The sequence below is a fragment of the Streptomyces sp. NPDC048612 genome (genome assembly GCF_043199295.1).
GTDB lineage: Bacteria > Actinomycetota > Actinomycetes > Streptomycetales > Streptomycetaceae > Streptomyces.
Genome location: NZ_JBICVV010000031.1, coordinates 17,221 through 35,980, shown reverse-complemented (window position 1 = coordinate 35,980; position 18,760 = coordinate 17,221). Strand labels below are relative to the sequence as shown.

Genomic DNA, 18,760 nt, shown 5'->3' with positions numbered 1-18,760 from the left:
ACGGCACCGTGCAGCCGGAGCCCGGACGGGGACGGCGGGCCCGGCGCGGCCCACGCGGACGGGCCGGCCCCCGGGTCCGGTGCCCCGGTTACGTGTCCACTGCGCGGCGTTCGGCGACGGCCGCCCGCGGCCTCATCCCCGCACGGGCGCCGCCGCCGAGCCCCGTTCCGAGAGGCGGGGGGCGCACAGGATGCGTTTGCGGCGGACGCGGCGGCCCTCGATGGCGGCGACCGCGAGGCGGGCAGCCTCCTTGGCGATGTCGGTCAGGCCCCAGTCGACGGTGGTCAGGGGCGGGGTGAGGACCCGGGAGACGGGGTGGTCGTCGAAGCCGACGACGGAGAGGTCGCGGCCGACGGTGAGGGAGGCCTCGGCGGCGGCCGCGTAGACGCCGTAGGCGATGGAGTCGGAGAAGCAGAAGACGGCGGTGGGCGGGGCGAGCGCGCCGGCCGGGCGGCGGCCGTCCGGGCTGTTGGCCAGGACGCGGCGGGCCATCGCGGTCGCCGCGTCCAACTCCTGCGGGCAGGGCAGGACTTCGGCCTCGATGCCGAGGCGGCCGGCGGCCTCGCGGACATAGACGTCGGCGGGGCGGTCGGGGGTGGAGGGGCCGGTCGGAGTCAGCACGGTGACCCGGCGGTGGCCCAGTCCGCGGAGGTAGTCGAGGACCGCGTCGATGCCCGCCCGGTTGTCGAAGAGCACCTCACCCGCCGTACGGGCCCGGCTCAGCGCGTCGCCGATGGAGACCACCGGCACGGCGTCGGCGATGACCGACCAGCCCTCGGCGGACGGATCGACGGGCGAGACCAGCAGACCGTCCACCCGCTGGTCCCGCAGCTGCTTGGCGAGGGCCAGTTCGCGTAGGGGGTCGCCGCCCGCGTCGAGGATCAGTGCGTAGCGGTCCCCCGCCAGCAGCTCACGTCCTATGGCCGCCATCAGGTGCTGCTGCCACAGGTCCTGCAGGTCCCCGGCGAGCACCCCGACCGTGCTCGTACGGCCGCTGGCCAGCGCGCGGGCGATCGGGTCGGCCTCGTAGCCGAGCTCGGCGGCGGCCCTGCGCACCCGCTCCTCGGTCTCCTTGGAGACGTGTTTGCCGCGCAGCGCGTAGGAGACGGCGGCGGTGGAGAGTCCGGTGGCCTCGGCCACCTCGCGGAGGGTGGTGCGCTTATTGGGCCTGGCCATGCCCGGAAGCCTACCCAAGGAGGGCACCGCGCCCGGCCACGATGCGGTCGCGCCCGGTGGCGCGCACGGCCCGGCGGGGCCGGTGCGTCCTTGACAGCGGCGGCTGTTAACCGTTTCACTTAAGCGCATCAGTGAACCGTTTAAGTGAAGCGGTTCAGCGCGGCGGGCCCGGCCGCGAGTGCCGTTCCCCCGACCGCGCCGCCCCGGAGGGAGGCCCGTGCACACCGACGTCCACCAGCACCTCTGGCCGCCCGGGTTCGTGGCCCTGCTGCGGTCCCGCGCCGCGCCGCCCCGGCTCGACGGCTGGACGCTGCACCTGCCCGGCGAGCCGCCGTACGCCGTCGACCCCGCCGACCACGACGCCGCGGCCCGCACCCGGCTCGCCCGCGCCGACGGCCTGGACCGCGCCCTGGTGTCGCTCTCCAGCCCGCTCGGCATCGAATATCTGCCGCCCGCGGAGGCCGCCCCGCTGCTCGCCGCCTTCCATGACGGCGCGCTGGAGCTGCCCGCCCCCTTCGGCGTCTGGGCCTCGGCCTGCCTCTCCGGCGCCGAGCCGGACACCGCGGCACTGCGGGGTGCGCTGGCGCGCGGCTGTGTGGGCCTCCAGCTCCCCGCCACCGCCCTCCTCGACGCCGCGGGCTGGGCCCGCTGCGCACCCCTGCTGGACGTCGTCGCCGAGCAGGACAAGCCACTGTTCGTCCACCCCGGCGCGGCACCACCCACCGACACGCCGGCCCCCACCGCCGGCACCGCCCCCACCCCCGCCTGGTGGCCCGCCCTGGTTCCCTACGTCCAGCAGCTGCACGCCTCCTGGTTCGCCTTCCGGGCCTTCGGTCGGTCGCGCCACCCGGAGCTGCGGGTCTGCTTCGCCGCGCTGGCCGGCCTGGCGCCGCTGCACGGTGAGCGGCTGGTCGCGCGCGGCGGCGGCCGGGACCGCGGCAGGGTGGACTGCCGGGTCTTCTACGAGACGTCGTCCTACGGGGCCCGTGCGGTGGACGCCCTCGTCCGGGCCGTCGGCATCGATGTGGTGGTCAGCGGCAGCGACCGCCCCTATGCCCGACCCGTCGCCCGCCACCACTCTCCACGGGAAGCGCCGCTTGCCGCGTCTCTTGATCCCGCCCTCCCCGGCCTCGGCTCGGACGCCGCCGTCCACGCCCTGCGCCACACCAATCCGGCCCGCCTCCTGGGCCCGACGAATGGAGCCCGCCCATGACGGACACCACCTCCCAGGCCGCCGCCCGTGAGGTCCCCGACGGCGAGCAGCCGTTCTCCGCACTGCCCGAGCGCACCCTCGACAAGCGCGAGCTGCGGACCCTGGTCGACACGCTCGCCGCGCGCCCGGACCTGTGGCGCGAGCAGGTCGCCTTCTCCGACACCGAGCGGCACTACGCGTCCCTCTACCGCGATGAGTTCGTCGATGTCTGGCTGCTGTGCTGGACCCGGCAGAACGACACCGGCTGGCACGACCACGACCTCTCCTCGGGGGCGGTGCGCGTCGTCCAGGGCGTCCTGACCGAGTCCAACCCCCGGATCGGCGGCGCGCACCCGGCCACCGCGGTCGGCGCGGGCTCCTCGTTCTGCTTCGGCCCGGACCACATCCACCGGCTGACCGGGGCGACCGACGACGCGGTGTCGGTGCACGCCTATTCGCCGCCGTTGTGGCGGCTGGGGCAGTACGACATCACCGAGGACGGGCTGATGCGGCGGCTCTCGGTCTCGTACGCCGAGGAGCTGCGGCCGCTGGACGCGACGGCCGCCACCTGAGGCGGTCACCGCCTCAGGCGACCGCTGCCCGAGGTGGCCGTTACCAGTAATTAACCGTGGTCATCGGCCCTACCTATTGACCTTCCATTCACTGCCATCGATCCTGCATGAATCCATACAGGCGGCGACCGAGGCGGATTCATGGCAGGTGTGGTCGAACGGCGCTCCATCGATGTCGTCCCCGACGACGAACGGCACGGCAGCGCGGTCAGTCAGTTCACCCTCTGGCTGGGCGCGAACCTCCAGATCACCGCCGTCGTCACCGGCGCCCTGGCCGTCGTCTTCGGGGCGAACGCCTTCTGGGCGGTGATCGGGCTGCTGCTCGGCAACCTCCTGGGCGGCGCCGTGATGGCGCTGCACTCCGCGCAGGGGCCCCGGCTGGGGCTGCCGCAGATGATCACCTCCCGGGCGCAGTTCGGGGTGCGCGGTGCGGTGGTCCCGCTGGCGCTGGTCATCGTGATGTACATCGGGTTCTTCGCCAGCGGCAGCGTGCTGGCCGGGCAGGCGGTCGGCGAGCTGACCCACCTCGGGGAGACGCCGGGGATCGTGCTCTTCGCCGCGGTCACCGCCGTCGCCGCGACCGTCGGCTACCGCCTCATCCACACCCTCGGCAAGATCGCCGGCCTGGTCTGCGCGCTGGCCTTCGTCTACCTCGGCATCCGGCTGCTGCAACGCGCCGACCTCGGCACGCTCCTGGCCGACCACCGCTTCGGGCTGCCGGTCTTCCTGCTCGCCGTCTCCCTCTCGGCGTCCTGGCAACTGGCGTTCGGCCCGTACGTCGCCGACTACTCGCGCTACCTCCCGCGGCACACCTCGGCGCGCGCCACGTTCTGGTGGACGCTGGCCGGTTCGGTGCTCGGCTCGCAGTGGTCGATGACGTTCGGCGCGCTGGCGGCCGCCGCGGCACCGGCGGCGTTCGTGGGACACGAGGTCGGCTATGTCGTCGGCCTGGGCGGCGCGGGGCTGATCGCCTCGTTCCTCTACTTCGTGATCGCGCTCGGCAAGCTCACCATCAACGTCCTCAACACCTACGGCGGCTTCATGTCGCTGGTCACCAGCGTCAGCGGCTTCCGCGGGCAGCGCACCCTCTCCCCGCGCGGACGCGCCGCCTACATCGCCGGGATCATGGTGGCCGGCACCGCCGTCGCGCTCCTGGGCAAGGACTCGTTCCTGACGTCCTTCAAGGACTTCCTGCTCTTCCTGCTGACGTTCTTCACACCCTGGTCGGCGATCAACCTCGTCGACTACTACCTGATCTCCAAGGAGCGTTACGACATCCCGGCGCTCAGCGACCCGGCCGGCCGCTACGGGGCCTGGAACGCCCGGGCGCTGACGGTCTACGTCCTCGGGGTGCTGGCCCAGCTGCCGTTCCTGGCCACGCACTTCTACACCGGCCCACTGGTGGCACCGCTCGGCGGCGCCGACATCTCCTGGCTGGTCGGGCTCGCGGTACCGGCCGTCCTCTACTGGTTCGCCGCCCGTCACGACACCGCCCGCACGGCCGGGCCCGGCACGCTCGAAGGGGAGCGCACCCCCGCCGGATCGGGGGGTTAACCCCAGCGCGCCGCCCGCTCACCGTCCGTACGCTCTGCAGCATGGCGACACACGACCCCGAACTGCGCAAGGAACTCGACGCGACCCTCCAGACGCGCAAGGAGCTGGGGCCGGAGTACGAGACGGAGCTGCTGGAGTCCTTCCTGGAGAAGCTGGAGGCGGGCGTCGACCGGCGGGTGCGGCGGCAGCTGGCCGAGCAGCAGATACAGGTGGCGCGCGGCACCCTGCCACCCCGCCGGGCGGGCGGCGGCAGGGAGTTCTGGGAGCGGTTCGGCTTCGCCGCCTTCTCCCTGTTGCTGGCCATCCCGCTGTCCACGGTCGCGGCGGCGTACGCCGGCCTGGCGGGCCTGCTGGTGACCTGGGCCGGCATCGTCGGCGTCAACGCCGTGCACGGCTCACGCACCCGGCAGGCGCCGCGTCCGCGGACGGAGCGCGGCGACGGCGCGGTGGACTGAGGCTCCGCCAGGAGCGGGCCGGGGAAGGTGTCGCGGGGACCGCCGCACCCCGGCCGGGGGGCCAGGGGCGGGACGACGGCGGTCCCCGCGAGGGACGCGCCGGGTCAGGGCCGGTCGCGTCCGGGCGGCGATGAGGGAGGTCCGGGAGCCGCTCCGGAGGTCCTTGTCGCCGTACCCACGACTGTGCCCGACGCGTGTTAAGCGTGTGCTGCGCGCACATGACGCCCGCGTACACCTTCCGGTGACGGCCCGTTTCCCGACGCCCGTGCACCGACGTCCTTTTCCCGTCGGCCAGTTGACGCCGTGACGGGCACGGCGCGGCGGCCGCCCCGGAGGACGGCCGCCGGGAACCGCTGCTACTTGCCGGCCTCGCGCGCCAGATAGGCCAGCAGGTCCTGCCGGCTCACCACGCCCTTCGGCTTGCCCTCGACGAGGACGATCGCGGCGTCCGCGCTCTCCAGGACCGCCATCAGGTCGGCGACCGGCTCGCCCGAGCCGACCTGCGGCAGCGGCGGGCACATGTGCTTCTCCAGCGGGTCGGTCAGCGAGGCGCGCTGGGTGAACAGCGCGTCCAGCAGCTCGCGCTCGACGACCGAGCCGACGACCTCGGCGGCCATCACGTCGGGGTGCCCGGCACCCGGCTTGACGATCGGCATCTGCGAGACGCCGTACTCGCGCAGCACCTCGATCGCCTCGCCGACGGTCTCCTCCGGGTGCATGTGCACCAGCGAGGGCAGCGCGCCCTCCTTGTGCTGGAGCACGTCGCCGACGCGGGCGGCGGGACCGCCCTCCTCCAGGAAGCCGTAGTCGGCCATCCACTCGTCGTTGAAGATCTTGGAGAGGTAGCCCCGGCCGCTGTCCGGCAGCAGCACGACCACCACGTCGTCCGGGCCGAGCTTCGCGGCGACCTCCAGCGCGCCCACGACGGCCATCCCGCAGGAGCCGCCGACCAGCAGGCCCTCCTCCTTGGCCAGCCGCCGGGTCATCTGGAAGGCGTCCTTGTCCGAGACCGCCACGATCCCGTCCGCGACCGTACGGTCGTAGGCCGTCGGCCAGAAGTCCTCACCGACGCCCTCGATCAGATACGGGCGCCCGGAGCCGCCGCTGTAGACGGAGCCCTCCGGGTCGGCGCCGATGACCTTGACCCTGCCGTCGCTGGCGTCCTTCAGATAGCGGCCGGTGCCGCTGATCGTGCCACCGGTGCCGACGCCCGCCACGAAGTGGGTGATCCGCCCGCCCGTCTGCTCCCACAGCTCGGGGCCGGTGCTCTCGTAGTGGGAGCGCGGGTTGTTCTGGTTGCTGTACTGGTCCGGCTTCCAGGCACCGGGCGTCTCACGCACCAGCCGGTCCGAGACGTTGTAGTACGAGTCCGGGTGCTCCGGGTCGACGGCGGTGGGGCAGACCACCACCTCGGCGCCGTAGGCCCGCAGCACATTGATCTTGTCCGTCGACACCTTGTCGGGGCAGACGAAGATGCACTTGTAACCCTTCTGCTGCGCGACGATCGCCAGGCCCACACCGGTGTTGCCGGAGGTGGGCTCGACGATGGTGCCGCCGGGCTGCAGCTCACCCGACTGCTCGGCGGCCTCGATCATCCGCACGGCGATCCGGTCCTTGACCGACCCGCCCGGGTTGAAGTACTCGACCTTCGCCAGGACGGTGGCCTGGATGCCCTTGGTCACGTTGTTGAGCCGCACGAGCGGGGTGTTGCCGACGAGCTCAATCATCGAATCGTAAAACTGCACGGTGGTCTCCGCGGTCGGGGGCACGCTCTCCTGCGCCCGTGCGGCCAGCCTATTGCCCGGGTCCGTTAGAGGAAGGGTGCGTTGCGTTCCGTGCAGGAACGGGCAACACCCTGTTGTAGGAGTTCTTGCCGTTTCAAGCGCGCGTCCGGCCCCCGGGGCCGTGGCGCGCCCGCACTGCACGGGGAGGTGCCCGGCCCATGCCGATGACGATGTCCAGGGCGCGCGTGGCCCGCCGGATCGCCACCGCCGCCGCGTTCGGCGGCGGCGGGGTCGGGCTGCTCGGCGTCGCCACCGTCGGGGTACTGCTGACCGAGGTCCGGCTGGCCCGCCGTACGGTCGGCGGCTCCAGCGACATCCCGCCGTGCGCCGACGGCCGCTACGGCGCCGCCTTCGGCCACCGCACCGACCGCCCGCCGCTGCGCCTGGGCTTCCTCGGCGACTCCACCGCAGCGGGCCAGGGTGTGCACCGCGCCTCCCAGACGCCGGGCGCCCTGCTCGCCTCCGGCCTGGCCGCGCTCTCCGAGCTGCCCGTCGACTTCCGCAACGTGGCGCTGCCCGGCGCGCAGTCCGACGACCTGGAGCGCCAGGTGGAGCTGCTGCTGACGGCGGGCGCCGAGGTCCCGGACGTCTGCGTCATCATGATCGGCGCCAACGATGTCACCCACCGGATGCCGCCCGCGCAGTCCGTCCGCCATCTTTCCGGGGCGGTGCGCCGGCTGCGCGCCGCGGGCTGCGAGGTGATCGTCGGCACCTGCCCTGATCTGGGCAGCGTCGAGCCGGTCTACCAGCCGCTGCGCTGGGTGGCCCGGCGGCTCTCCCGGCAGCTGGCCGCCGCCCAGACGATCGGGGTGATCGAGAGCGGCGGCCGTACGGTCTCGCTCGGCGATCTGCTGGGCCCCGAGTTCGAGGCGCACCCGCGCGAGCTGTTCGGGCCGGACAACTACCACCCGTCGGCCGAGGGCTACGCCACCGCCGCGATGGCGGTGCTGCCGACGCTGTGCGCCTCGCTCGGCCTGTGGCCGGAGGAGGAGCGGCCGGAGCCGGCCCGTGGCGAGGGCATCCTGCCGGTCGAGCAGGCGGCCGCCGAGGCGGCTTCCGAGGGCGGCACGGAGGTCACCGCCTCCCGCGCCCCCTGGGCGCTGCTCAAGCACCGCAGGCGCCGTCAGCTGCCGGCCGCGGAGCGCACCGGCCCGTCGTCCGTCACCCCATGAGCGGGCGGCCGCCGGCCCGGCGGTGAGCGGTGCACGGCGGAACGGGGCGGGGTCGTACGGGAATACCCGGCGGCCCCGCCCCGTTCCTATAAGCGCCCGCTTAGAAAAGAGGCCCGCATCACAGCACCCACCCCGTGACCTCAGCTGTACGTGCAGGTAACTTCCCACACAGTCCGCCCATTTCCCGCGCACTTGGAGCCGTGTGATGCCCGAAGCCGTGATCGTCTCAGCCGCCCGCTCCCCGATCGGCCGCGCCTTCAAGGGCTCGCTCAAGGACGTCCGCCCGGACGACCTGACCGCGTCGATCATCCAGGCCGCGCTGGCCAAGGTCCCCGAGCTGGACCCCCGGGACATCGACGACCTGATGCTCGGCTGCGGTCTCCCCGGCGGCGAGCAGGGCCACAACCTCGGCCGCATCGTGGCCGTCCAGATGGGGATGGACCACCTCCCGGGGTGCACCATCACCCGTTACTGTTCCTCCTCGCTCCAGACGACCCGTATGGCGCTGCACGCCATCAAGGCGGGCGAGGGCGACGTCTTCATCTCGGCCGGTGTCGAGACCGTCTCGCGCAGCGTCAAGGGCAGCTCCGACGGCCTGCCGGACACCCATAACCCGCTCTTCGCCGACGCCGAGGCCCGTACCGCGGCGCGCGCCGAGGAGGCGGGCGCCGGCTGGCAGGACCCGCGCGAGGACGGCCTGATCCCGGACGCCTACATCTCCATGGGCCAGACCGCGGAGAACCTCGCCCGCCTCAAGGGCGTCACCCGCCAGGACATGGACGAGTTCGGCGTGCGGTCCCAGAACCTCGCCGAGAAGGCGATCAACGACGGTTTCTGGGAGCGGGAGATCACCCCGGTCACGCTGCCCGACGGCACGGTCGTCTCCCAGGACGACGGCCCGCGCGCCGGCGTCACCGTCGAGGGCGTCTCCGGCCTCAAGCCGGTCTTCCGCCCCGACGGCCTGGTCACCGCCGGCAACTGCTGCCCGCTGAACGACGGCGCCGCGGCGCTGGTCGTCATGTCCGACACCAAGGCGCGCGAGCTGGGCCTGACCCCGCTGGCCCGGGTCGTCTCCACCGGCGTCTCCGGCCTCTCCCCCGAGATCATGGGCTACGGCCCGGTCGAGGCCAGCAAGCAGGCCCTGCAGCGGGCCGGCCTCTCGGTCTCCGACATCGACCTGGTCGAGATCAACGAGGCGTTCGCCGCCCAGGTGATCCCGTCCTACCGGGACTTGGGCATCGACCTGGACCGTCTGAACGTCAACGGCGGCGCCATCGCCGTCGGCCACCCCTTCGGCATGACCGGCGCCCGTATCACCGGCACGCTCATCAACTCCCTCCAGTGGCACGACAAGCAGTTCGGCCTGGAGACGATGTGCGTCGGCGGCGGCCAGGGCATGGCGATGGTGATCGAGCGGCTGAGCTGAGCCGCAGCGGAGGGTGGAGGCCGGGTGCGAGGAACGAGTGCCCGGCATCCGCCCGCAGCGGAGGCGAAGCTCAGCGCGACCATGAGCGCGCGGCTGAGCTGAGCCGCAGCGGAGGGCAGGGGCCGGCCTCCCGGCCTCACCCACCGCCGTGCGCGGCAAAACGGACCAACTCCCGCCCCGCGCACACCCTTCGCACTCGCGTGAACACGGGCGGCGACACGGCGTGACCTGCGCCACTCGGTAACGAGATCGCGACCCAATCTCCCCCAGGATTGTGACCAACGCCCTGGGGGAGAGGCGTTCTTGCAGGTCAGCGCGGTGGCGCCACCTCTCACAGAGCCCCGACTCCCCGCCATTTCGGGGCATAGGGCGCAAGGTGCGGTCGCCGACCCCCGGCAGCCTGATGTAGGAAGTCGGAGAACATTCTGCTAACGGGAGTACGCCGGTGACCGAGCCACTACCAGGCGTGATCCCGGGCGAGCGCATCAACTAGGGGGCCCCGTCCGACGGCCGGGGAAGTCCGGGTACCGATGCGCGGTCCGTGGGAACAGGGCCGCCGAGCGAAGTGGGGAGGACGCATGAGCGAGCACCCCGAGCGCATCACGAGGTGCGCGTCTCGCGCATGCGGGACGGAACGGAGAGAGGTTTCGGCATGAACGTCACCACCCTCGTCCTGCTGCTGGCCGCGGCCACCGCCGTGGCGCTGGGCGCCGCCGCCCTGCGCACCGCCCGCGCCCTGCGCCGGCAGATCGCCGAGCTGCACGCCGACCTCCTCGCCGTCCGTCAGGACACCGCGGCCGGCGCCGCCGCCGTGTCCCCGGCCGCCGCGGCCATTCCCGCCGCGCGCGCCGTACCGGCCGCCGAGACCCCGCTCGCGGACATACGCGCCGCCGTCGCGGACGCGCTGGCCGAGGAGCGGGAGCGCGAACTCGCCGAGGCCCGCGCCTTCTGGGCCGCCCAGGAGGCCCGGGACGCCGCCGACGCCCCGTCCCTGCTCGGCGGGCTGGTCGGGCTCGGCGACGAGAGCCTGCTGGACCCCCGCGCCGACCAGCGCGACCCGTCCGACCGCCCGGAGTACGACCGGCTCGACACCCAGCCGTTCCTGCCCCGCCAGGCGGACCCGGCCGGCCTGGAGCCGCTGCTGGGCCCGGACGCCCTGGAGGCGATGGAGTCCCTGGAGGCGCTGGACGCCTTGGACGCGCCTGAGTTGGAGCCGGTCGAAGAGGCCGAGTCCGCCGAGCTGGCCGCCGCGCGCCGGCGCCACCCCTCGCACCCGGACTTCTCGCCCTCCCCGGTGATCAGTGATCATGAGCGCACCGTGGCGCGCCTGGAGGAGCTGGCGCAGGACGCCACCCCGCTCGCCGACGTCCGCCCCGGCCCGCTGGGCACCCTGGACGTCTACGTCTTCGCCGACGGCACCACGCTCTGCCTGACTCCCGGGCAGCGCGAGACCGCGGAGCGGGTGGCCGCCGCCCTGCACGCCGGGCGCACCCCCGTCCTCCTGGGTGGCTCCGGTATCTCCGGGGCGTACGCGCTGACCTTCTCCTGGGGCGAGTCCCGCGAGGAGAGCGTCTACATCCTCGCGGACCGCGTCATCGCCTCGCTCTGACCCGGCGCGGCGGACCTCAGCAGCGGTCCGCCACCGCCCGGACGTCCCGTACGGCCTCCGCCAGTTCGCCGGCGGGGGCCGCTTTCGCGTCAGAGTCCCCCGTCCCGTCGGCCAACCGTGCCGCCGCGGCCCGCAGCGCCTCGACCAGATCGTGTCCGGCCACCGCCAGCTGGTCGCCGACCGCGAACATCCCGGCGTCCGGTAGCTCGTACGGGGACTCGCCCGGCCGCTCCAGCAGCTGCGCCCGGGTCGCCAACCGCCGCGCCAGGGCGAGCGCTTCGGCCGCCGCGCCCTGGTCGAGCCTGCTCTGCGGCAGCGCGCGGAGGCGGTCGGCGAGGGCGTCCACGGCGGTCTGCAAGGGGGTCACGTCAAGCACGCCGTGAGCCTATGCGCCACTCCCGGGTGGTTGCCAACGCCCGAACGCTCAGGCACGGTGGGCGGAAGAACCAGCATCGACCGCGTCCGGAGGCGCCGATGTCTCAGCTCTTCTCCGAAGAGACCCACCGGAACATGCTCTCTCGTATCCCGCAGTGCACCGGCCGGGAAATCGCCGACTGGCTGCGCGCCGTCGACGAAGGCCCCGCTCTCTTCCGTTTCGATGAAAAGGTCAGCTGGCTGCGCGGCGAGCACAACCTCGCCTACGGCCACGCCAAAGCAATCGTCCATGAACACGACCTCAGGCGCGCTGCGCGCAAGTTCTGATCCACGGCGCCGGTCAGAGGGCCGGCCCCGCTCGGGACACGCATCACCCGGCACTCACGCCGAAGGGCCCGCAGGCAGTTCGCCTGCGGGCCCTTCGGCGTGAGTGCCGGGCGCGGTGCGCCGGGCGTCACGGGGCGTCAGTCGCCCCTGAGGATCGAGATCAGCCGCAGCATCTCCATGTAGATCCACACCAGGGTCAGCGTCAGACCGAACGCCGCCAGCCAGGACTCCTCACGCGGAGCGCCGTAGGCGATGCCGTCCTCGACCTGCTTGAAGTCCAGCGCCAGGAAGAGCGCGCCGAGGACCACACCGACGATGCCGAAGACGATGCCCAGGGGGCCGCTGCGGAAGCCGAGGCCCTCGCCGCCGGCGAACACCATGAACAGCACGTTGACCAGCGACAGCAGGACGAAGCCCAGCGCCGCGATCATCACGAAGCGGGTGAAGCGGGCGGTGACCCGCACGATCCGCGTCTTGTAGGCGACCAGCATGGCGACGAACACCGCCATCGTGCCCAGCACCGCCTGCATCGGGGCGCCGTGCATGTTCGGCAGGCCGTCGAGGAAGCCGCTCAGCGCACCGAGGAACAGGCCCTCCAGCGCCGCGTACCCGAGGATGAGGGCGGGCGACGGCTTCCGCTTGAAGGACTGGACGAGCGCCAGCACCATCGCGACCAGACCGGCCCCGATGGCGAAGCCGAGGCTCTGGGTCAGGAACAGCCAGCCGACGGTGGCGCCCGCGATGACCGTGCCGAGCGTCATGCCCGTGCGCGTGACGACATCGTCCATCGTCATCGGGCGGGTCTGCGGCGTGTACTGCGGCGGTGCCTGGGTGACGGGCTGCTGGCCCTGGGCGTAGGGGTTGCCACCCTGCGCGTAGGGGTTCGCTCCTGCGTACGGGTTCGCGGCGGGGCCCCCGGCCTGCGGCGGCGCGTTGAAGCCCGCGTAGCCGGTGTCGCGGCTGAACCCCCGTCGCGAGAAGACCGGGTTGCTGCTCCTCATCTCACTCCTCCATGGCCGCCCTGCGCGGCCTTGACGGCAAGCGTAATGGCTTGGCAAAGGCACGTCGCTAGTTCTTGAGCAGGATCTTTCCCTGAACCGGTGACGGCACCTCCACCATGAGGAGGACGTACGGGCCGCCGGAGACGTGCCCGGGCGGGATGCGGACCGCGCCGCTCGCCGGACCGCCGGCACAGCGCCCCACTGCCCGGCGCCGGGCATTCCCCCTATTCGGTCTCCACCCGGTGCCCGTTCACCTTCTCGCCGACCTCTTGTCCTCCTCCGTTGCCGTACCGCCGGCGCTCGAACAGGGATTTCCCTTCTGCTCCGTCCGGGCGCCTTCCCACTGCCGGCGAACGGAATCCGATAAAGGTCTGATCGCAACGGACGTCTCCGGGCGCGACAGGCAACCGATTCACGGGAGGGGCCGTCTTCCCTGCCGGCCGGAGCTCGCCCCGGTGGGTGGATCTGCCGGGCTGACGCAGGGTCAAGATCCGATCCCGGAATGCCCCTTCTCACTGCCCCCGGAGCTCACTATCTGTAATGCTATGGGTGCGATCGGTTGTCATCCGAAGGTACAGATAGGGCTATTCTGGCGGGAAACAGCAGCGAAAGAGGGTTGAGGTGCCTGTGCCTGACGTCTCAGTAGTCGTCATCGTCTACAACGACGCCGACCGGTTGCCGACCGCGGTTCAGTCCGTGCTGGACCAAACGCTCCGGGACGTCGAGGTGGTGATCGTCGACGACTGCAGCACCGACCGTTCTTTCGAAGTGGCGCAGCGACTGGCGGCCGACCACCCCGGGCGGGTCAGAGCCTTCCAGCTGCCGGAGAACAGCGGTGCGGGAGGCGAGCCGCGCAATGCGGGAATCCAGCACACCGAGGGCCGCTATGTCATGTTCCTGGACAGCGACGACGTCCTGGAAATCAATGCGTGCCGCAATATGCTGGAGGCCGCCGAGGAATCCGGTTCGGATATCGTTTCCGGGCTGTGCGTCCGGCTGCACAAGGACACCCGCAACCAGAAGCGCGACGAGTGGTACGCCTGGCTGTATTCCACGACCCGCACGCTGGAGTCCGTCACGGAATTGCCGGACCTGTTCGTCTGGGACACCCTGTCCACCAACAAATGCTATCGCCGTGACTTCCTCATCGAGAACAATCTCCGATTCCCCAAGGGGATGTTCTACGAGGACCTGATGTTTATCGCCGACGCCTACCTCGCGGCGCGGCGCATCACCCTGATCCCCAATCAGGTCTATTTCTGGCACGTATACGAACGGGCCGCCGTGAAGTCGGTGACGAACCGGCGCCACGAAATGACGAACTACGCGCACCGGCTGGAGATTCACCGGCGCATCGACGCATTGCTGGCCGAACGCGGACTGGAAGAGCTGAAGCTCGCCAAGGACGTGAAATTCCTCAAGCACGATCTGGTGCTGCATCTGCGGGACCTGCCGTTCCGCGACGACGCCTACCGCCGGGAATTCTCCGAGCTCTCCCGGGAATACCTCGCGAGCATCGCCCCCGAGGCCTACGAACGGGTGCAGCCGATCCAGGCCATCTGTGCCTATCTGCTCCAGCAGGGTGACTGGGACAACCTCATCCCGGCGGTCGACACCCTCATCAACCGCGACAAGGTCTCCGCACCGCTCACCGAGCACAACGGCCGGATCTACTGGTGCGGCGGCCATTTCGATGACGCGTTCGGGCGCGAGATCCTGGACGTGACCGATATCGGCTACCACGAGAAGCCGGTCAACCAGCTGTTCCTGCGCAACCAGCTCACCCGCTTCAGCACGTCCGGCAAGGCCGTCTCCCTGGCCGGCCGGATCACCAACCCGCTCGGCGTCGTCCCCCCCGGCGCCCGGCTCAGGGGCGACCTGGAGTTCAGCGCCCGGCGGCGCAGCCTGCAGTCCTTCCACTTCCCGGTACGGGAGCTGCGCCACGAGGGCGAGACCCTCACCTGGGAGGCCGACGCGGACCTCGCCGCCAAGCTGCGCCCGCTCGGGATCGTCGACACCATCTGGGACGTCCGGCTCCGCCTGGACGTGGACGGGGTGCGCACCACGACCCGGCTCACCGTCGCCGACACCGGGCTGTCCGGGCCGCTGCCGGTGCGGCCGCGGCTGACGCGGATGGTCGCCGACCACCTCCAGCCGCATGTCTCGGCCAAGGGGCATCTGGCGTTCCGCCTGGTCAGCGAGGGCCGCGGCGCCGAGCGCGTACAGGAGCTGATCACCCGCGGGGTGCGCGGCACCCCGGGCACGCTGGCCAAGACCGGCTACCGCAAGGCGAAGGCGCTGCGGAAGAAGGTCACCTCCGGCGACAACAAACTCCGCGCCTACCACGAGGTGTTCTGCCGGCTGCCGGTCAAGAAGCGCACGGTGGTCTTCGAGAGCCACCTGGGCAAGCAGTACAGCGACAGCCCGCGCGCGATCTACGAGGAGATGAAGCGGCAGGGCCTGGAGTTCGAGGCGATCTGGTCCTACAGCGGGTCCCCGAAGGACTTCCCGAAGGGCGTCACGCTCGTACGGCGCTGGTCGCTGCCGTATCTGAAGGCGCTGGCGCAGGCCGAGTTCTGGGTGGACAACCAGAGCTACCCGCTCAAGCTCACCAAGCGCCCGGAGACCACCTACCTCCAGACCTGGCACGGCTCGGCGCTGAAGAACATGGGCTTCGACCAGCCGGCGCTGAAGGCGCAGACCCGCCGGCAGCAGGACGAGCAGCAGCGTTCGCTGGACCGCTTCGACCGCTTCCTGATCCGCTCCGAGCACGATGTGCACACCCTGGCCAGGGCATTCCGGCTCAAGGAGCGGACGCTGCTGCGGGTGGGGTACCCGCGCAATGACGCGCTGGTCCGCGCCCGGCAGCGGGAAGCCGAGCGGGGAGTGCGTGAACGGGGGCCGCTGGCGGCGGAGTTGGGCATTCCGGAGGACCGGACGGCGCTGCTTTACGCACCGACGTTCCGCAAGGCGGGCGGCCGGCACGGGCGCTTCGAATTGCCCTTTGACGTGGAGCGTTTCGCCGATCAGTTCGGCGACCGCTATGTCCTCCTGGTCCGTTCGCACTACCTCAATCACGTGGTGCTGCCGCCGACCGTGCAGGGCCGGGTCATCGACGTATCGGCGCGCCACGATGTGACGCCCCTGCTGGAGCTGGCCGACGGGCTGATCACCGACTATTCGTCGGTGATGTTCGACTATGCGCTGCTCGACCGTCCGCAGGTGTTCTTCACCTACGACTACGACGCGTATGTGCACGAGGGCCGCGGCACCTACTTCGATCTGCTGGAGCACGCGCCGGGCCCGGTGGTCCGCACCGAGGACGATTTCCACGAGGCGATCAAGTCCTTCGAGTCACAGACCCTGGAATACGCCCAGCGCCGCAGGGAATTCGTCGCCAAGTTCGGCGAATACGACCGGGGGGATGCCGCCCGGAGCATCGTCGATCAGTTTTTCGCGCAGTGGAGCCGTTGATGACCAAGTCGAACGCAGCCGAGCCGCGGGACATCCTCTTCGTGTCCAACAGCGTCAACGAGCTGGGCGGCATCACCAGTTGGTCGCACCAGATGGCGCGGCTGTTCAGCGAGCGGGGCCACCGGGTGCACCTGGTCGGGGTGGTGCCGCCGCCCGAGGGGCGGGTCCAGGAACTCGCCGCCGACCTGCCGTTCCGGACCACCACGCTGTACGCCGAGCACCCGCCGAGCGTGACCCCCGTCCGCGGGATCAGGGACCGGCTCAACGTCGTCGAGCAGCGCCGCCGGGCGGCCCGGGAAGCCGGGATGCGGGAACAGGCCGCCAAGCTCAGCGCACTGTTCCGTGCGGCGAAGCCGGGCGGGGTGGTGATCGTCACACAAGTCTGGGCCATGGAGTGGGTCGCGCTGGCCGACACGGCGGGCCTGACGGTGATCGGGATGAGCCATGAGTCCTTCGACACCTGCCGCAAGTCCTCCCGCTTCGCCCGGGTCAAGCGGTTTTACCAGGACGTCGACCGGATGCTGACGCTCACCCGGGAGGACGCGGACCGCTGGATTCGGCAGCGGATGGACAACGTCGGCTTCATGCCCAACCCGCTGCCCTTCTTCCCCGAGGTGCCCTCGGACCGCTCCGGCAAGGCCGTGGTCAGCATCGGCAGGCTGCACGAAGAGAAGGGCGTGGACCTGCTGTTGGAGGCCTGGGCCCGGGTCGCCCCGCAGCACCCCGACTGGACGCTGCGGGTCTACGGCTCCGGCGAGGAAGAGGAGGCACTGCGCAAACAGGCCGCGGAGCTGGGCATCGCCGCCTCGGTCGCCTGGATGGGCCGGACCTCCGATGTGCCCGGGGCGCTGCGGGAGGGCGCGGTCTTCGCGCTCAGTTCGCGCGGGGAGGGCTTCCCCCTGGCGCCCATGGAGGCGATGGCGACGGCGGTGCCCTGTGTGGCCTTCGACGTGGCTCCGGGCGTCCACGAGATCATCACGGACGGCGTGGACGGATTCCTCGCCCCGCCGGGCAATGTCACCGAATTCGCCCGGCATCTCGGCGCTCTGATGTCCGACAAGGAGCTTCGGGACACCATGGGCGAAGCGGCCCGGGAGAACATCCAGCGGTTCTCCACGGAGGAGATTGCCGGCCGCTGGGAGAGCCTGTTCGCGCTCGTGGAGCGCTGAGCCGGCAACGCACAATGATGGAAGGGCCGTCGGCTTTCCCCCGGGCGGCCCTTCTCGTTGAAAATTCAGTTAAGCTCCGCTGCGTTGCGGAGTGCCCGGAGCCGGACTTGAACCGGCACGGCCCGTAGGCCAGCGAGGTTTAAGCTCGCCGTGTCTGCATTCCACCATCCGGGCCTGGGGTCCCCCATGCCACCTCAAAGAGGGCAGCACGAGCGTAGCCCGCAGCGCACCACGCAGATCGGCCGCTCTTCCCGAGGTTGTCTTATTTTATTGGCAACTGAGTGAGCATCAGCGGCCGGTACAGGCCTTCGGCACATGCCTGAAGCCCGCCTCCGCCGGGAAGCCCCCCGGCGCATTTTCATGCCCGAATTGACGGAAAGTCGACGTCTCGTCAGCTCGCCCGTCAGCGCCGCCGGACCGCCCCTCCGGCCGCCGCGGGCACGGCAACGGCATCTGGAGCCGCCTCCTCCGCAGGGATGACAGCCGGACCTCCGATACATCCCAGGGGTGGTCGAAAGCGACCACAGGGGTTGACGTACGGGCCCGCCCGCTGGCTCACGATGGAAACGTCCGCTTCCCGTCGGCAGCCCGAACCCGCGCGGCCGCAGCGGATCAGACGGTCCCCGTACGACAGGAGCCCCTCCCGTGACCACCCACCACTCCGGCGTCGCCACCGCCACCCGCGCCACCGTGGCGGCAGCCCGCGCCACGGACCTCACCAAGGTCTACGGACAGGGCGAGACCCAGGTGGTCGCCCTGGACGCGGTCTCCGTCGACTTCCGGCAGGCCGAGTTCACCGCGATCATGGGTCCCTCGGGGTCCGGCAAGTCGACGCTGATGCACTGCATGGCCGGGCTGGACTCGATCTCCGGCGGCTCCGCCCGGATCGGCGACGTCGAGCTGAACGGACTCAAGGACAAGAAGCTCACCCAACTCCGGCGCGACCGCATCGGGTTCATCTTCCAGGCCTTCAACCTGCTGCCGACCCTGACGGCCCTGGAGAACATCACGCTGCCCATGGACATAGCAGGCCGCAAGCCCGACCGCGCCTGGCTGGACCGCGTCGTCGAGACCGTCGGCCTGGCCAACCGGCTCAAGCACCGCCCCAGCCAGCTCTCCGGCGGCCAGCAGCAGCGGGTCGCGGTCGCCCGCGCCCTCGCCTCCCAGCCCGAGATCATCTTCGCCGACGAGCCCACCGGAAACCTCGACTCCCGCTCCGGCGCCGAGGTCCTCGGCTTCCTGCGCAACTCCGTGCGCGAACTCGGCCAGACCGTGGTGATGGTGACCCACGACCCGGTCGCGGCCTCCTACGCGGACCGGGTGGTCTTCCTCGCCGACGGCCGGATCGTCGACGACATGCCCGGCCCGACCGCCGACACGGTGCTGGAGCGCATGCGGCGGCTCTCCGGGAGCACCGCCCACTCCTCCGGACCCGGCTCCCAGGGCCGTACGAGCTGACCTTCGGCAGCCGCCA

At 71.4% G+C, this 18,760-nt stretch carries 15 protein-coding genes and 1 tRNA gene; 11 read left to right on the top strand and 5 right to left on the bottom strand.

All coding sequences use genetic code 11. From position 1 onward, the window contains the following. Positions 1–132: 132 nt before the first annotated feature. Positions 133–1,176: a LacI family DNA-binding transcriptional regulator gene (locus tag ACGFN2_RS32480; protein ID WP_393366313.1), complete on the bottom strand. Its 1,044-nt coding sequence runs from the start codon at positions 1,174–1,176 to the stop codon at positions 133–135. 217 nt (positions 1,177–1,393) lie between these two features. Here ACGFN2_RS32480 and ACGFN2_RS32475 point away from each other — a divergent pair, with 217 nt between their 5' ends. The 4 genes from ACGFN2_RS32475 to ACGFN2_RS32460 all read left to right on the top strand — a co-directional run bounded on the left by ACGFN2_RS32475 (position 1,394) and on the right by ACGFN2_RS32460 (position 4,949). After that, on the top strand, positions 1,394–2,389 hold the full coding sequence (locus ACGFN2_RS32475) for an amidohydrolase (RefSeq protein ID WP_393366311.1): 996 nt from the start codon (positions 1,394–1,396) through the stop codon (positions 2,387–2,389). Further along, positions 2,386–2,940 (top strand): cysteine dioxygenase family protein, encoded by a 555-nt coding sequence (locus ACGFN2_RS32470; protein ID WP_362608842.1) that lies wholly within the window; start codon positions 2,386–2,388, stop codon positions 2,938–2,940. Before ACGFN2_RS32475 ends, ACGFN2_RS32470 begins: the two co-directional genes overlap by 4 nt. Before the next feature lie 141 nt (positions 2,941–3,081). Further along, positions 3,082–4,494, top strand: coding sequence for a cytosine permease (locus tag ACGFN2_RS32465; RefSeq protein ID WP_362608843.1), 1,413 nt, complete (start codon positions 3,082–3,084; stop codon positions 4,492–4,494). Positions 4,495–4,535: 41 nt separating this feature from the next. Further along, a complete protein-coding gene (locus tag ACGFN2_RS32460) occupies positions 4,536–4,949 on the top strand; it encodes a hypothetical protein (protein ID WP_362608845.1) in 414 nt (137 codons plus the stop codon). Positions 4,950–5,305: 356 nt separating this feature from the next. Here the strand turns inward: ACGFN2_RS32460 and ACGFN2_RS32455 are convergent, their stop codons facing one another. Beyond that, complete coding sequence (locus tag ACGFN2_RS32455) at positions 5,306–6,694, bottom strand: cystathionine beta-synthase (protein ID WP_362608847.1); 1,389 nt, start codon at positions 6,692–6,694, stop codon at positions 5,306–5,308. Positions 6,695–6,891: 197 nt separating this feature from the next. Here ACGFN2_RS32455 and ACGFN2_RS32450 point away from each other — a divergent pair, with 197 nt between their 5' ends. The 3 genes from ACGFN2_RS32450 to ACGFN2_RS32440 all read left to right on the top strand — a co-directional run bounded on the left by ACGFN2_RS32450 (position 6,892) and on the right by ACGFN2_RS32440 (position 10,940). Next, positions 6,892–7,905, top strand: a complete 1,014-nt coding sequence (locus ACGFN2_RS32450; protein ID WP_393366307.1) for an SGNH/GDSL hydrolase family protein — start codon at positions 6,892–6,894, stop codon at positions 7,903–7,905. A gap of 205 nt (positions 7,906–8,110) precedes the next feature. Further along, positions 8,111–9,331: an acetyl-CoA C-acetyltransferase gene (locus ACGFN2_RS32445; protein ID WP_393366305.1), complete on the top strand. Its 1,221-nt coding sequence runs from the start codon at positions 8,111–8,113 to the stop codon at positions 9,329–9,331. A 652-nt stretch (positions 9,332–9,983) separates the two neighbouring features. Further along, positions 9,984–10,940 carry a hypothetical protein gene (locus ACGFN2_RS32440; protein WP_362608852.1) on the top strand — a complete coding sequence of 319 codons (957 nt, stop codon included), beginning with the start codon at positions 9,984–9,986 and terminating at the stop codon, positions 10,938–10,940. 16 nt (positions 10,941–10,956) lie between these two features. Here ACGFN2_RS32440 and ACGFN2_RS32435 read toward each other — a convergent pair whose 3' ends face one another. Beyond that, on the bottom strand, positions 10,957–11,316 hold the full coding sequence (locus tag ACGFN2_RS32435) for a hypothetical protein (RefSeq protein ID WP_393366303.1): 360 nt from the start codon (positions 11,314–11,316) through the stop codon (positions 10,957–10,959). Between the two features lie 98 nt (positions 11,317–11,414). Here ACGFN2_RS32435 and ACGFN2_RS32430 point away from each other — a divergent pair, with 98 nt between their 5' ends. Further along, positions 11,415–11,642, top strand: coding sequence for a DUF4287 domain-containing protein (locus ACGFN2_RS32430; protein ID WP_362608855.1), 228 nt, complete (start codon positions 11,415–11,417; stop codon positions 11,640–11,642). Between the two features lie 137 nt (positions 11,643–11,779). On the opposite strand, the gene ACGFN2_RS32425 is transcribed toward ACGFN2_RS32430, so the two are convergent. Continuing rightward, entirely contained in the window at positions 11,780–12,643 is an 864-nt protein-coding gene (locus tag ACGFN2_RS32425) for a Bax inhibitor-1/YccA family protein (protein WP_362608857.1), read from the bottom strand. 627 nt (positions 12,644–13,270) lie between these two features. Here ACGFN2_RS32425 and ACGFN2_RS32420 point away from each other — a divergent pair. Next, positions 13,271–16,117, top strand: coding sequence for a CDP-glycerol glycerophosphotransferase family protein (locus tag ACGFN2_RS32420; RefSeq protein WP_393366353.1), 2,847 nt, complete (start codon positions 13,271–13,273; stop codon positions 16,115–16,117). Further along, entirely contained in the window at positions 16,117–17,286 is a 1,170-nt protein-coding gene (locus ACGFN2_RS32415) for a glycosyltransferase (RefSeq protein WP_362608859.1), read from the top strand. The genes ACGFN2_RS32420 and ACGFN2_RS32415 overlap by 1 nt, the downstream gene beginning before the upstream one ends. 92 nt (positions 17,287–17,378) lie before the next feature. Here ACGFN2_RS32415 and ACGFN2_RS32410 read toward each other — a convergent pair. Further along, positions 17,379–17,460, bottom strand: a tRNA-Leu gene (locus ACGFN2_RS32410). 471 nt (positions 17,461–17,931) lie between these two features. On the opposite strand from ACGFN2_RS32410, the gene ACGFN2_RS32405 reads away from it, so the two are divergent. Next, positions 17,932–18,744, top strand: a complete 813-nt coding sequence (locus ACGFN2_RS32405) for an ABC transporter ATP-binding protein (protein ID WP_393366300.1) — start codon at positions 17,932–17,934, stop codon at positions 18,742–18,744. Positions 18,745–18,760: the final 16 nt, after the last annotated feature.